Consider the following 14,305-nt stretch of genomic DNA (forward strand, 5'->3'; position numbering starts at 1 on the left):
AAAGGAAATAGTAAAGATACGGATTGGGCGCATAAAGTATTTGATCATTATGCTTTGATATGTTTAAATACATAATTGTGCTTTAAATTTACGATCGCCCTATTTCGATGAGTACTTTTCTTTGTCCTTAGATTCTTATTTGTACCGTTTTACTTAACTGAAAATTTATCATTACAGAAAGGAATTTTGTTTATGAGTAAAGTTACTCGCGTATTTTACATTTCAGCAGTTCTAGCATTTCTATTTGTTGTTTGGGGAATTATTCCTAAGGAAGTGTTACCAAATGCAAATCTTGATACCGTTACGACAGCAATCCAAACCTATTTGGTCGATCAATTCGGCTGGTTTTACTTACTAAGTGCTACAACATTTTTGATCTTTGCCATTTACCTAATCTTTTCCAAATACGGGAAAATAAAATTGGGTAAACCAAACGATAAGCCAGAACACAGTTACATCTCTTGGTTTGCTATGTTGTTTAGTGCTGGAATGGGTATTGGTTTAGTATTCTGGGGCGCTGCAGAACCGCTATCCCATTTTAATATCCCACCGTATGGTGAAGGTGGAACAGCTGAAGCAGCTGCAACAGCAATGAAGTATAGTTTTTTCCATTGGGGATTACACCCATGGGCAATCTACGCAACACTTGGATTGGCATTAGCCTATTTCAAATTTAGACGCCAGTCATCGGGTCTTATAAGTGACATATTGGTTCCCTTATTCGGTAACCGTATAAAAGGTGCCTGGGGTACGACAATTGATGTTGTTGTTGTTATTGCAACAGTTTTTGGTGTTGCAACATCACTGGGCTTCGGCGCGATCCAAATTAGTAGTGGATTATCCTATGTTTTCGGTATCAACCAATCAATAGCATTAGATATGATCATCATACTTATCGTTACGGTATTATACTTAACTTCCGCAATGACAGGGATCAATAAAGGTATAAAATATTTAAGTAACACAAATTTAGTACTAGCCATTTCTTTAATGTTACTATTACTGTTTATAGGACCAACAAATTTTATTTTAAACCTTTTTACATCTACATTTGGTAGCTATATTCAAGATTTGCCAAGTATGAGTTTGCGAATGACTCCGTTTGATCCGGGTAACTCGTGGATCAAAGACTGGACAGTATTTTATTGGGCATGGTGGATTGCTTGGGCACCATTTGTAGGCACTTTTATTGCACGGGTTTCCCGTGGTCGTACGATTAGAGAATTCGTATCAGGAGTCCTGTTAGTACCTACTATTTTCGGTGCAATCTGGTTTACAGTGTTTGGCGGAACAACGATCAATTTAGAATTCTTCCAGGATGCCAATATTATGCAACAAGTAAATGAAATTGGTGAAGAAGCAGCATTATTTGCCATGCTGGACCAATTTCCACTAGGAACGTTCATGTCGATTATCGCGATCCTCCTGGTCAGTATTTTCTTTATTACATCGGCAGATTCAGCAACATTTGTATTAGGGATGCAGACGACTGGTGGTAGCCTATACCCTCCAAACGTTGTCAAACTTATCTGGGGTATTTTGCAATCAGGTGCTGCCGCAGTATTGTTATGGCAAGGTGGTCTACAAGCCTTACAGACCGCCTCCATCATCGTCGCGTTTCCATTTGCGATCATACTGATATTAATCGTTATATCGTTAATGAAGGCCTTTAAACAAGAAGCGAAAGAGATGGAATTAAAAAGGAAAGAATAAGAAAAGGTTAGATTTCTTCTAAATGAAGAGGTCTAACCTTTTTATTTAGAAGTTGCAAATCAGTAACACATATTGACAAATAATTACTTTCCCTACAAATCTGTTGCATTTGGTTAACAGTTCCATAACATACCGGTTGTTAGCCCTTTTATTTGTTACACTATTCTATAGTCAATCAAAATCAGATAAGTGCTCACGCTTACTGTTTGACATCATAGGAAGGTGTTAAAAATCAGGAAAAACTATGCTATTCTATTACTTTTCTTTTTACTTCTGACCACGGGATGCCAAAAAACAGATGCTGTAGTAGATGTCATCACATTCCAGCCCGCAGATTATGACGTAATGCTTTTCACTGATCAATCAAGTAAATCGTTAAAAAATATATATATGGATGCACTTTTAGAACTAAAAGCGGCATACCCGGATGAATTCAAGGGTGGCTTGGAAGAAGAAAAAAACATTGACGAACTTAATTATAAGGTCAGTTCAAATAGCCCTACATTACTTATTTTAAAAAATGGACAAACCATTTCCCGGCTCACCGGAGAAATGTCCAAAACGGAAATAGTGAATGAATTGCAATTAACGATTCAATAAGAAAACAAGCGTGCTGTTAGTTATAACAGCACGCTTGTTTTCTTATATCTGCGCCGCGTTACCATACACCACCCCTCCCCATACTGGGATGATAAGTATCGTCAGGCTTTGAAATAAACAAGAAGGAAGGTTCAAATAAGGCTAGAACCCTACTTGAACCTTCGTCTTCTTTACATTACAACATATGAATTGGTGTACCTAATGCAACTTCAGCTGCTTCCATGGTGATTTCCCCTAAACTAGGATGTGCATGGATAGTAAGTGCAATATCTTCTGCGGTCATTCCTGCTTCAATAGCTAAACCAATTTCAGCAATCATATCACTGGCATTGGGTCCGGCAATTTGTGCACCGATAACCAGTCCATCTTCTTCCCTTGTGATTAGTTTTAAGAAACCTTCACTGTCATTTAATGACAATGCACGACCATTAGCTGCAAATGGGAACTTGGATGCTTTTGCTTTATATCCTGCTTCCTTCGCTCCTTTTTCCGTATAACCTACCATTGCAAGTTCGGGATCAGTGAATGCAACAGATGGTATTGCAAGGTAATCAATTTCGGATTTTTCTCCACCGATTACTTCAGCAGCCACTTTACCTTCATAAGAGGCTTTATGTGCGAGTGGCAGGCCTTCAACAATATCACCGATAGCATAAATGTTATCTACACTTGTGCGGCATTGTTTATCAATTTTAATAAGACCTTTATCGTCTACTTCAATACCAGCTTGTTCTAAACCAATTTCCTCGGTGTTAGGACGACGGCCAACCGTTACCAGTACGTAGTCAGCATCAAGTGTTTCTTCTTTGCCATTTGCCTCATACGTAACTTTCACACCGTCTTTTGTTTCTTCTGCACCTTTTGCCATTGCTTCAGTAATAATTTCAACGTTTTTCTTTTTCAATCCTTTTTTGACGATCTGTGTCATTTGTTTTTCAAATCCGCCAAGAATATCTTTTGCGCCTTCCAGAACAGTAACTTCAGTTCCCAGGTTGGCGTAAGCAGAACCAAGCTCAGTTCCAACATAACCGCCACCAATAACAACCATTTTCTTAGGGATTTCTTTTAAAGCCAACGCGCCTGTTGAGTCAAGTACGCGATCGGAAAATTTAAAGCTTGGTATTTCAATTGGTGAAGATCCTGTTGCAATAATACAGTTATTAAATTTATATGTTTGTGACGTTTTATCATCCATCACTTTCACTGTATGTTCGTCCACAAAGTAAACTTCTCCCTTGACGATATCTACTTTGTTTCCTTTTAATAAGCCTTCAACACCAGATGTAAGCTTATTAACTACCGAACCTTTCCATTCCTGCACTTTGGAAAAATCAACAGTAACTTTTTCTGTAGAAATTCCCAAATCTTTACTGCCATGTGCCTGTGCAGCCATGTGACCAGCCTGAATTAATGCTTTTGATGGGATACACCCAACATTCAAACATACGCCACCTACTGCTCCTTTTTCAACGATGGTTACCTTTTGTCCTAATTGTGCGGCACGGATTGCAGCAACATATCCTCCTGGTCCTGCCCCGACAACCAATGTGTCTACTTCAACTGGAAAATCTCCTACTACCATAATCTACGCCTCCATCATAATTAATTGTGGATCGTTCAATAATCGTTTGATTTGATTCAATGCGAGTTGTGCAGTTGCTCCATCAACAATACGGTGATCAAAACTAAATGATAATGCAAGTACTGGAGCAATAACAATTTCTCCATCGCGAACAATAGGTTTTTCAGCGATACGTCCAATACCCAAAATGACTGCTTCTGGATAATTAAGCACAGGCGTAAACCACTGACCACCTGCTGAACCAATGTTTGTGATTGTATTGGATGCACCCTTCATCTCATCAGATGTAAGTTTACCACTTCGTGCCTTTTCTGCCAATTCATTAATTTCTTTAGAGATAGAAAATATTGATTTACGATCGGCATCTTTTACAACAGGAACGAGTAGACCTCTATCCGTGTCTGCAGCAATACCTATATTATAATAATGCTTGTGAATAATTTCGTTTGTTTCATCATCTACCGATGCATTCAAAATCGGGAATTTCTGTGATGCAGAAACAAGTGCTTTTGCAACATATGGTAGATACGTTAATTTAATATCCTGCTCTGCTGCAACAGCCTTAAATTTCTTACGGTGTGCAACCAGTTCTGTTACATCTATTTCATCCAGCAATGTTACATGAGGTGCTTTCGTTTTCGAATTTACCATTGCTTTTGCAATTGCTTTACGAATACCACTCATTGCTTCGCGGGTTTCTGGATATGCGCCTTGTGGTGCTGTGGCAGTTTGTTTTTCTTCTGCTTGTTCTGTTGCTTCAGCTGTTTCAGAACTATCCTGACTTTTCGCAGGTTGATCACCACTCAAGAAACTGTCAATATCCGCTTTTAAAATACGGCCATTTTTACCTGATCCAGTAACTTTTTGGATTTTAACATCCTGTTCACGAGCATATTTTCTTACAGATGGCATCGCAATCACGCGACTATCATCAGACTGTGCATCTTCTTCCTCTGATTTAGAGTCATCTGCTACAGGCTGCTTCTCTTCTTGTTTTTCAGATTGTTCTTTTTCACCTTTGTCTTCAGTTTCTTCCTCTGAAGTATCCTCTGATTCGTACCCTTCAGCATCAATGGATACAATCGTGTCTCCAACAACTACTACCGTACCTTCTTCAACATATACTTTTTTAACTGTTCCTTGTACCGGTGAAGGTATTTCAACGACAGATTTGTCATTTTGCACCTCACACAGTGGATCATCTTCTTGAATCTCATCGCCTGCTTTTATAAACCATTTAACTATTTCACCTTCATGAATTCCTTCACCAATATCCGGTAATTTAAATTCAAAAGCCATAATTGTTACCTCCCGTCTTTATTTTTTAGAAGTTCATTACTTGATTTACTTTTTCAATAACATCATTGTGATCTGGCAACCAAATTTTTTCTGCTTCAGAAAATGCGAACACTGTATCTGGAGCTGTTACTCTTAATACCGGTGCTTCCAGATGTAAAATTGCCCTTTCCTGAATTTCAGAAATAACTGTGGACGCTACACCTGCTTGACGTTGTGCTTCTTGAACCACTACGACGCGGTTTGTTTTCTTAACTGATTCAATAATCGTATCTATATCCAATGGTGAGACAGTCATTAAATCAATAATTTCTGCATCAATGCCATCTTTTTCAAGCTCTTCAGCTGCTTTTAAACATGTATGAACCATGGCACCATAGGCAATGAGTGTCACGTCCTTACCTTCACGTTTCACATCCGCCTTACCAAGTTCAACTGTATATGCTTCTTCAGGTACTTCCCCACGGAATGAACGATATAGTTTCATATGCTCCAAGAAAACAACAGGGTCATTGTCCCGAATAGAAGCGATTAACAATCCTTTCGCATCATATGGTGTCGATGGTATCACAACTTTAATCCCTGGTTGCTGAGCAATCAAGCCTTCAAGCGAGTCTGCATGCATTTCAGGTGTATTCACACCACCACCAAATGGCGAGCGAATCGTAATTGGTTGTGATTTTGTCCCGCCGGAACGATAACGCATACGAGCCATTTGCCCATTAATGGAATCCATCACTTCATAAACGAAACCGAAGAATTGAATTTCCGGTACGGGGCGATAACCCTCCAGAGCCAGTCCAATTGAAAGCCCGCCAATTGCCGATTCAGCTAGCGGTGTGTCAAATACACGTTCTTTGCCAAATTCATCCTGTAAACCCTCTGTAGCACGGAAAACACCGCCGTTTTTACCAACATCTTCACCAAATACAAGTACATTTTCATCATCTTTCAATTCTACGCGCATTGCGTCAGTTATCGCTTGAATCATTGTCATTTGAGCCATGATTTACTTCGACTCCTTTTCTTTATATTCTTCCCATTGTTCTTGTAGGTTGTGTGGAAGTTCTTCATACATATTTTCCATCAGGTCTGTCACTTTTTGTTTCGGATATTTGTCCGCTTCTTTAATCGCTTCTTTAATATCATCTTTTGCTTGTTCAATCACTTTATTTTCTTCTTCTTCAGACCATAACTTTTTACCTTCCAAGAACGTTCTGAAGCGTACGATTGGGTCTTTTTTCTCCCATTCATTATCAAGATCTTCTGTACGGTAACGTGTTGGATCATCCCCAGCCATCGTGTGTGGTCCATAACGATAGGTTAACGCCTCAATAAGCATTGGTCCGTCTCCATTAATTGCGCGTTCCCGTGCATGTTTCGTGGCAGCATACATGGCCAGCACGTCCATACCATCTACCTGTATACCTTCGATACCAGCTGCTACTGCTTTTTGCGCTAATGTTTTTGCAGCAGTTTGTTGCTCAACCGGCACTGAAATAGCAAAGTAGTTGTTTTGTACAAAGAATATCGCTGGTGCACCATATGCACCCGCAAAGTTCATTCCTTCGTAGAAATCACCCTGTGAAGTTCCACCATCACCAGTGTAAGTAACAGCCACTGCCTTTTTGCCACGAAGCTTCATGCCTAATGCTACACCTGCAGCCTGTACATATTGTGCACCAATAATGATTTGTGGACTTAAAGCATTTACACCTTCAGGCATCTGATTACCGTGGAAATGTCCTCTGGAAAATAGAAAAGCCTGGTATAGTGGAAGACCATGCCAAATTAATTGTGGTACGTCCCGATAGCCCGGTAAAATAAAATCATCTTTCTCAAGTGCAAAATGACTTCCTAGCTGCGACGCTTCCTGACCGGCAGTCGGTGCGTAGAAACCCAATCTTCCTTGACGATTTAATGCAATAGAACGTTGATCCAATACCCGTGTATAGACCATTCTACGCATAAGTTCTTTTAAATCCTCATCCGACAAATCCGGCATATCGTCTTTATTAACAATTTTCCCATCTTCATTTAGAATCTGGAACACTTCGAACTGACTTTCGACACTTTCAAGTACGTGTTTCAAAATCGTCCACCTCTTCCTTTATATCTTTTTAATATTTCCTTCATAGCCTTCCCAAAACAAGTAAAATTGTACCTTTCACTCTAAATCATGTACCCTTATTTGCTGCTATTCAATCTTTAAGAAGGACAAATAAAAATCTGTTATACATTCACCCAAAAAACCATTGGTACAATTCTTAATCCAACTTAAATATTAGCCTATATCATTGAAATGGTCAAACACTTTGTTTCGTTTTATTCATTTTTGTTATAGGACTACATGCACTTCCTCGGTTCCGCTAACAGATTTCCATTCGCTGTTATAATTGGTTATGTTAACTGTATTACTCAAAAGCTAAACTTTTCAATAAAAAAAGAGCTGAATAAAAGTTATCCAGCCCATTTCCTACTTGTTATTTTTTTTCTGTATTATCAGCAAATGTAACATTAATATCTGCTGCGTCATAAAATTCCTTTTTCAAGTCATTATATGCGTTTGTATCCTCATTGAATTGATCATTGGCTTTTAATACTTGTTCATAGCTTTCATTAATGGCTGTAATTTGCTCTGTTAATTCCTCTTGTTCTAATTCTTCTTTCTGCAACATCCCATATAGGTCCTTTTCCTGCTCTAAAGACTTACTGTAAACCTTATACAATGTGCCATACGCCTTAAAACGATCATTCATTACCTTTTGTAATTGTTCTGCTTTCGCTTTTACTTCTTTTTCTTCCAGCTTATCAATTAAAGAATCTGTTTCATTAAATGCTTCTTGTGATTCATCAATGCTTTCCTTTTCCAGTTTTATCGCTTCCGAACGTTTATCGATTGATTTTAACGCTTGTTGGGAAAGTTCTTTTATCTCATCAAATTCTTCCATCCCTAATTTGATAATTTCACCATAAATTTTCTGTTCCTGTTTTTCCAGATCAGTAATATCTTTTTGCTGTTCTTCAAAACCCGTCTCTGCTGAAACGGCTTCTTCTAAATGATTATGTATTTTTTCCTCTGTTGACGCTCCACTACAAGCCGATAAAACAATAATAAAGCCAATTGATAGTATGCTTAGTAGTTGCCTTTTTAACAACACGAAAGGATCCCTCCCTCTAATGCTTTCTTGCATTTTTTATTTTTTTCCAGTATAACATAAGAATTAGTAAAACCTTCACAAAAACTTTAGTTTCACTTTGTGGTATAGTAATTTATGAAAATCCGGATCAATATATGATAAAATATGATTACAACGTATGCACCTGCATGAGTAAGGAGTGAGAAAAATTGATTACAATGAAAGATATTGTTCGTGAAGGTAATCCGACCTTAACGAACATTGCTGACCCGGTGGAAACACCCCTAAGCGATGAGGATAAAGAACTTTTAACTGAAATGATTACTTTTTTAAAGAATAGCCAGGATGAAACGATTGCTGAAAAGTATAAATTAAGACCCGGTGTCGGATTGGCTGCACCACAACTAGGATTAAATAAACGCCTAGCAGCTGTTCATTTCGAAGATCAAAATGGCAAACTTTATAGCTACGGTCTTGTTAACCCTAAAATTGTTAGCCATTCTGTTGAAATGTCCTACCTATCCTCTGGTGAAGGTTGCCTCTCGGTTGATCGACCGGTTGAGGGTTATGTTCCCCGCTACGCTCGGGTGACCATAAAGGCTACCGACATTGAAGGTAATCCAATAAAGTTACGACTTAAAGGATATCCCGCGGTAGTATTCCAACATGAAATTGATCATTTAAACGGCATCATGTTTTATGATCATATAAACAAGGAAAACCCATATCTCATACCGGAGGATGCAAAAGCAGTTGAATAGAGAAAGAGCCAGTTCATCATTGAACTGGCTCTTTTATTCACAGCAATTGAAAGTGTTTTAAGCCATTCATAATGCCATCATTATCCACATGATCCGTCGTATAATCTGCTACGTGCTTCAAATCCGGAACAGCATTGCCCATTGCAACTCCTGTCCCAATCTCCTGTAACATCTCCAAGTCATTTAAACCATCACCAAAAGCATAAGCATTTTCCTGAGAAAACCCAGCTGCTTCAATCAATTTCTGTACCCCTACTGCTTTCGATCCACCACCCGGTAATACATCGCAGGAATAATCATGCCAGCGAATATAGTGAAAAACATCATCTTTTGTTATGAATGCCTTTTCCTGGTCTTGTTCACAAAATAATAATGCTTGATAGATCGTATTATCCTCGAAAAAATCGGGATCTACTTTAGGATATTTAAATTGCAAACTGCTCAGACTCTTTGTAATGTGTGGATGATTACCTTCCGTGGCACGCATCGTTTCCTCATTCATAAAAACCATCGGGTAACGATACGCACTTGAATTACGATATAATTCCTTTAAACCCTTTTGTTCCAAGGGATTGTTGTAAATCGTTTTCCCTTCAAAAACAACATATTGCCCATTAAAGCTCACAAATGAATCTATTCCGAGTTCCTCCCGAATAGCCTCAAACATAAATGGCGCCCTTCCAGTTGCAATTGCTACATATGTGCCATTTTGTTTTAATTTCTCAACCGCCCTTTTTGTTGATGACGGAATTTGCTTGTTTGAATCCAGCAATGTACCATCAATATCAAAAAATACAATGTTATTTTCCATATTATCTACTCCTCATTCGTTATGATAGGCTGTGCTCTAATAGATGTTGCTTTTTCGAAGTAATGTATCTTAATAGTAGGTATAAACTGCATTATGTCTTACCATTTCGGAAAGCGACTGCCCGGAGCGGAAATCAACATGTTCTTATGTCGCTTTTTCTATCCATGGCAACAACGTATACGAAAACAGCCTTATTATATGACCACTATGTATAGGAATCATTTCTCTGTAAAAAATAGATATAGCCATCATTTTACAGTCATTATGAATCTTTTTTATACAATTTGAGTATATTTTATTCCAATATTACCCGAATCGTACTATACTATAAATAAGAGGGATTGGATCGGTAGAATATTTTTGTTGCTTTTCTTAATATTTGAAAGGAGATGTGTGTCACATGTTAAAACGCCTAAAAGAAAAGCTCAAGAAACGCTGGAAAGACTTTTTAGGCCGAGAACGTGTACCAACAACCTGTGAAAAAGACTACCATTGATGTAACCAATCACAACAATTAAGGTATCATAAATAACGTTATCATGCTACGGAAGCGCATGGAACGGAACAAAACGAAATGTCGAGCGGAATCTCAGTTAACATTTGAATGAAACAAGCTATAAGCGTTATTGCTCTTGTGAGCATAGCTTTTTTACGCAAGAAAAAAATCAAACAAAATAGAAAATGAAATTTGTCAGGAGAGATGAAATGGTTTATAAAGTTTTATATCAAGCATTAGTAAACGAAATTCCTGTACGTGAACGCACCCAGGTTCTGTACGTGGAAGCTGATTCAGAACGCGAAGTACGAAATAAGTTGCAAGGCAGAGAAATGAACATCGAATTTATCCATGAATTAGATGAGGCACATTTAAATTATGAAAAACAATCCAGCGATTTTAAATTGGAGAACGTGTAAGATGAAATTTGTAAAAAACGACCAAACAGCTGTTTTTGCATTAGGTGGTCTCGGTGAAATCGGGAAAAACACGTATGCTGTTCAATTTCAGGATGAAATCATCTTAATCGATGCTGGAATTAAATTCCCTGAAGATGAACTGCTTGGTATTGATTATGTCATACCAGACTACACCTATCTCATACAAAACCAAGATAAAATAAAAGGATTAATTATAACTCATGGACACGAAGATCATATTGGAGGAATCCCATATCTCTTACGTGAAATTAATGTGCCAATATATGCAGGTAAGCTTGCACTCGGATTGATACGTAATAAGTTAGATGAACACGGTTTATTGAGAACTGCCAAGTTAAACCCAATTCAAGAAGATGATGTTATTAAATTCCGTAAGACTTCCGTTAGTTTTTTCCGTACCACACACAGTATTCCGGATTCATATGGTGTTGTTGTAAAAACACCTCCTGGAAATATTGTCCACACAGGAGATTTCAAATTTGACTTTACTCCTGTCGGCGAACCAGCTGATATAGCAAAAATGGCTGAAATTGGTAAAGAAGGCGTACTTTGCTTACTTTCAGACAGTACAAATAGTGAAGTTCCCGGATTTACAATGTCTGAGAAGGTAGTTGGTGGAACCATTAACGATATATTTAGCAGAGTTGATGGAAGACTGATATTCGCTACCTTTGCATCAAATATTTATCGATTACAACAGGTTGTCGAATCTGCCGTAAAGCACAAACGAAAAATCGCGGTATTTGGTCGCAGTATGGAATCTGCCATTACACTCGGTCAAGAATTGGGATATATTCAAGCACCTAAGAATACGTTTATTGAAGCCAATCAAATTAACCGGCTTCCGGCAAACGAAGTAACAATCCTTTGTACCGGTTCGCAAGGGGAACCAATGGCTGCTCTATCTCGCATTGCTAATGGAACACACAGACAAATACAAATTATACCAAATGATACGGTTGTATTTTCTTCATCTCCAATCCCAGGAAATACAGTAAGTGTTGGTAGAACGATTAATAAATTATACCGGGCTGGTGCAGATGTCATACACGGTAAGTTAAGTAACATTCACACTTCCGGACATGGTAGTCAAGAAGAACAAAAAATGATGCTTCGCTTGATTAAACCGAAGTACTTCATGCCGATACACGGAGAATACCGCATGCTTAAAGAGCATATAAAGCTTGCTGAGGCTTGTGATATTGAACCGGATCACTCATTTACCATGGATAATGGTGATGTACTTGCATTAGGAAAAGATAATGCCGCTATCGCTGGTAAAATTCCTTCCGGATCTATTTATGTAGATGGAAGCGGAATTGGTGATATCGGAAATATTGTATTACGCGATCGTCGCATACTTTCTGAAGAAGGTTTGGTCATTGTCGTGGTCAGCATTAACATGAAGGAATTCAAAATTGCTTCTGGTCCAGATATCATCTCCCGTGGTTTTGTTTATATGAGAGAGTCCGAGGACTTGATTAATGAGGCACAGAAACTTGTCTCCGGACATCTGGCAAAAGTCATGGAGAGAAAAACAACGCAATGGTCAGAAATTAAAAATGAAATTACCGATACAATTGCACCATTCCTTTACGAAAAAACAAAACGTAGACCAATGGTACTTCCAATTATCATGGAAGTTTAAATGATAATTCACTAGTAACGAAAAAGAGACATGGCTGGGAGCTTCCGGCCATGTCTCTTTTTATAATAAACGACGCAACGATGTTTTCAAATCTGGAAATTCTATTTTTTTATTCGTAAAGAAATCCTTTATTAAAAACTCTCCGTATTTAATAGCCTGACCATAAGAAATATTACCTGGTAATGGTGCCATATCTTCGATGGCTACATCTATGATTGTTGGCTTATTTGATAGAAATGCCTGTTTCATCGTATTTGCCAGGTCTTCATTTTTTTCAATACGGAAACCATCTCCACCGCATGCCTTGGCAAATGCAGCAAAGTCTACCTCGCCTAAATTTGTCTCATAATTTAAATGTCCCATCTCTTGCTGTTCATATTTAATCATTCCGATCTTACTGTTATTTAATATAACAATTTTAATGGGAAGTTCATATTTCACCGCTGTCATAAAATCATGCATAACCATGGAGAACCCCCCATCACCACATATTCCAACAACTTGCTTGTCAGGAAAAGCAATCTGTGCTGCAATCGCACCTGGCAATCCGGCCCCCATTGTTGCTAAACGACCGGAAATCGTAAAATTTTGGTTTGTAAATGGAAAATAGCGTACTGTCCATACGGTTACATTGCCAACATCACTTGATATCACCGCGTCATTTTCAACGACTTGTTCTAACTCATGCATAACCTGAGGTGCTTGAATTGGATGTGATTTCTCTTTCTTCTCCGCTTGCATATGAATATGCCATTTTTTCATTTTCTCCTGATATTTATGCAAATAAGGACTGTCACTTTTTCCAGTAACCATTGACGTAAGCATTGGTAAAACTTTTTTGATATCACCACACAAACCAACCGTAGTTGGATAATAATTGCCGATTTTATCGGACTCTATTTCGATTTGAATTGCTTTTGTGTTATTAGGTAAGAATTCCCGGTATGGAAATGAGGTTCCAACAAGTAATAGTAAATCAGCTTCCATGATAGCCCCATAGGCCGGCTTCGTTCCAATTTGGCCATGCTGCCCCAGGTTTAATTCATGATAGTCCGGTATAATTCCTTTCCCTAACAAACTTAATACGATAGGTGCTTGAATGGTTGTTGCAAAATCAATTAATGATTGACTTGCACCTTTATTACCTCTTCCCGCGAGGATGACCGGCTTTTTCGCATTGTTTATTAAATGTACAGCCTGTGACATTGATTCCTGGTCCGGTATAACGGCAGGTTTATTATACATTGGCGCTGTTAAAGGTACATCATATTTTTGCTTCACTTTAAATAAATCATCAGGAACGATTAATACGGCCGGTCCATTATTCGCATAGGCCGAACGAATTGCCATATTAAGTAAATCAGGCAGTTGTTCTGCAGAGGCTGCACGTTCATTAAAGACAGCTACATCATCAAACATATTTTCTAAATTTATTTCCTGAAAAGTATTCGTTCCGACTTTCGTACTTGATACTTGCCCCACTATTGCTAAAACCGGTACACCATCTTCCTTCGCATCATATAAACCATTCAATAAATGCACCGCGCCTGGACCGGCTATAGATAAGCAAACACCGATCTTTCCTGTCAGTTTTGCATAGGCACTAGCGGATAAAGCGCCGACTTCTTCATGCCGGATTTGAACGAACTGAATTGATTCTTGTTTTTTTCGTAGATCCTCTATCAATTCATTAATCGAATCTCCTGGCATGCCGTATATATGATCGATTTTCCATTGTTCAAGTAGCTCTGTTATAATTTCTCCTGTTCGTCTGTTTTGCACAAGTGACATCCTTTCTATTCCATACAAATAATATAA

Annotated in this window: 12 protein-coding genes; 5 read left to right on the forward strand and 7 right to left on the reverse strand. The window is 38.3% G+C overall.

Annotated features, from left to right (window positions below):
• The first annotated feature begins 192 nt into the window (after positions 1-192).
• Together JOC34_RS05345 and JOC34_RS05350 are read left to right on the forward strand one after the other, a co-directional pair.
• Positions 193-1,713, forward strand: a complete 1,521-nt coding sequence (locus JOC34_RS05345; protein WP_205135669.1) for a glycine betaine uptake BCCT transporter — start codon at positions 193-195, stop codon at positions 1,711-1,713.
• A gap of 222 nt (positions 1,714-1,935) precedes the next feature.
• On the forward strand, positions 1,936-2,313 hold the full coding sequence (locus JOC34_RS05350; RefSeq protein ID WP_205135670.1) for a thioredoxin domain-containing protein: 378 nt from the start codon (positions 1,936-1,938) through the stop codon (positions 2,311-2,313).
• A gap of 175 nt (positions 2,314-2,488) precedes the next feature.
• On the opposite strand, the gene lpdA is transcribed toward JOC34_RS05350, so the two are convergent.
• The 5 genes from lpdA to JOC34_RS05375 form a co-directional block, all read right to left on the reverse strand.
• Positions 2,489-3,895: a dihydrolipoyl dehydrogenase gene (gene lpdA / locus JOC34_RS05355; RefSeq protein ID WP_205135671.1), complete on the reverse strand. Its 1,407-nt coding sequence runs from the start codon at positions 3,893-3,895 to the stop codon at positions 2,489-2,491.
• A 3-nt stretch (positions 3,896-3,898) separates the two neighbouring features.
• Positions 3,899-5,194: a dihydrolipoamide acetyltransferase family protein gene (locus tag JOC34_RS05360; protein WP_205135672.1), complete on the reverse strand. Its 1,296-nt coding sequence runs from the start codon at positions 5,192-5,194 to the stop codon at positions 3,899-3,901.
• Positions 5,195-5,219: 25 nt separating this feature from the next.
• The gene (locus JOC34_RS05365; RefSeq protein WP_205135673.1) at positions 5,220-6,197 is read right to left on the reverse strand and encodes an alpha-ketoacid dehydrogenase subunit beta; all 978 of its coding nucleotides are present in this window, start codon (positions 6,195-6,197) and stop codon (positions 5,220-5,222) included.
• A gap of 3 nt (positions 6,198-6,200) precedes the next feature.
• Positions 6,201-7,283: a pyruvate dehydrogenase (acetyl-transferring) E1 component subunit alpha gene (gene pdhA, locus JOC34_RS05370; protein WP_205135674.1), complete on the reverse strand. Its 1,083-nt coding sequence runs from the start codon at positions 7,281-7,283 to the stop codon at positions 6,201-6,203.
• A 391-nt stretch (positions 7,284-7,674) separates the two neighbouring features.
• The gene (locus JOC34_RS05375) at positions 7,675-8,352 is read right to left on the reverse strand and encodes a YkyA family protein (protein WP_338062635.1); all 678 of its coding nucleotides are present in this window, start codon (positions 8,350-8,352) and stop codon (positions 7,675-7,677) included.
• 188 nt (positions 8,353-8,540) lie between these two features.
• Here JOC34_RS05375 and def point away from each other — a divergent pair, with 188 nt between their 5' ends.
• The gene (gene def, locus JOC34_RS05380) at positions 8,541-9,092 is read left to right on the forward strand and encodes a peptide deformylase (protein ID WP_205135675.1); all 552 of its coding nucleotides are present in this window, start codon (positions 8,541-8,543) and stop codon (positions 9,090-9,092) included.
• 37 nt (positions 9,093-9,129) lie between these two features.
• On the opposite strand, the gene JOC34_RS05385 is transcribed toward def, so the two are convergent.
• The gene (locus JOC34_RS05385; protein ID WP_205135676.1) at positions 9,130-9,903 is read right to left on the reverse strand and encodes a Cof-type HAD-IIB family hydrolase; all 774 of its coding nucleotides are present in this window, start codon (positions 9,901-9,903) and stop codon (positions 9,130-9,132) included.
• Between the two features lie 705 nt (positions 9,904-10,608).
• Between JOC34_RS05385 and JOC34_RS05390 the strand changes: the two genes are divergently transcribed.
• The gene (locus tag JOC34_RS05390) at positions 10,609-10,818 is read left to right on the forward strand and encodes a DNA-dependent RNA polymerase subunit epsilon (RefSeq protein ID WP_205135677.1); all 210 of its coding nucleotides are present in this window, start codon (positions 10,609-10,611) and stop codon (positions 10,816-10,818) included.
• Between the two features lies 1 nt (position 10,819).
• Positions 10,820-12,487 (forward strand): ribonuclease J1, encoded by a 1,668-nt coding sequence (gene rnjA, locus JOC34_RS05395; protein ID WP_205135678.1) that lies wholly within the window; start codon positions 10,820-10,822, stop codon positions 12,485-12,487.
• 60 nt (positions 12,488-12,547) lie between these two features.
• On the opposite strand, the gene JOC34_RS05400 is transcribed toward rnjA, so the two are convergent.
• Complete coding sequence (locus JOC34_RS05400; RefSeq protein WP_420856094.1) at positions 12,548-14,269, reverse strand: pyruvate oxidase; 1,722 nt, start codon at positions 14,267-14,269, stop codon at positions 12,548-12,550.
• Positions 14,270-14,305 lie beyond the last annotated feature (36 nt).

This window comes from Virgibacillus halotolerans, assembly GCF_016908515.1.
Classification (GTDB): domain Bacteria; phylum Bacillota; class Bacilli; order Bacillales; family Amphibacillaceae; genus Virgibacillus_M; species Virgibacillus_M halotolerans.

Bases quoted from the DNA above. Each gene is read 5' to 3' on its own strand.
- JOC34_RS05365 (WP_205135673.1), bottom strand. From the start codon at position 6,197: ATGGCTCAAATGACAATGATTCAAGCGATAACTGACGCAATGCGCGTA.
- JOC34_RS05360 (WP_205135672.1), bottom strand. From the start codon at position 5,194: ATGGCTTTTGAATTTAAATTACCGGATATTGGTGAAGGAATTCATGAA.
- lpdA (WP_205135671.1), bottom strand. From the start codon at position 3,895: ATGGTAGTAGGAGATTTTCCAGTTGAAGTAGACACATTGGTTGTCGGG.
- rnjA (WP_205135678.1), top strand. From the start codon at position 10,820: ATGAAATTTGTAAAAAACGACCAAACAGCTGTTTTTGCATTAGGTGGT.
- JOC34_RS05385 (WP_205135676.1), bottom strand. From the start codon at position 9,903: ATGGAAAATAACATTGTATTTTTTGATATTGATGGTACATTGCTGGAT.
- JOC34_RS05345 (WP_205135669.1), top strand. From the start codon at position 193: ATGAGTAAAGTTACTCGCGTATTTTACATTTCAGCAGTTCTAGCATTT.
- JOC34_RS05390 (WP_205135677.1), top strand. From the start codon at position 10,609: ATGGTTTATAAAGTTTTATATCAAGCATTAGTAAACGAAATTCCTGTA.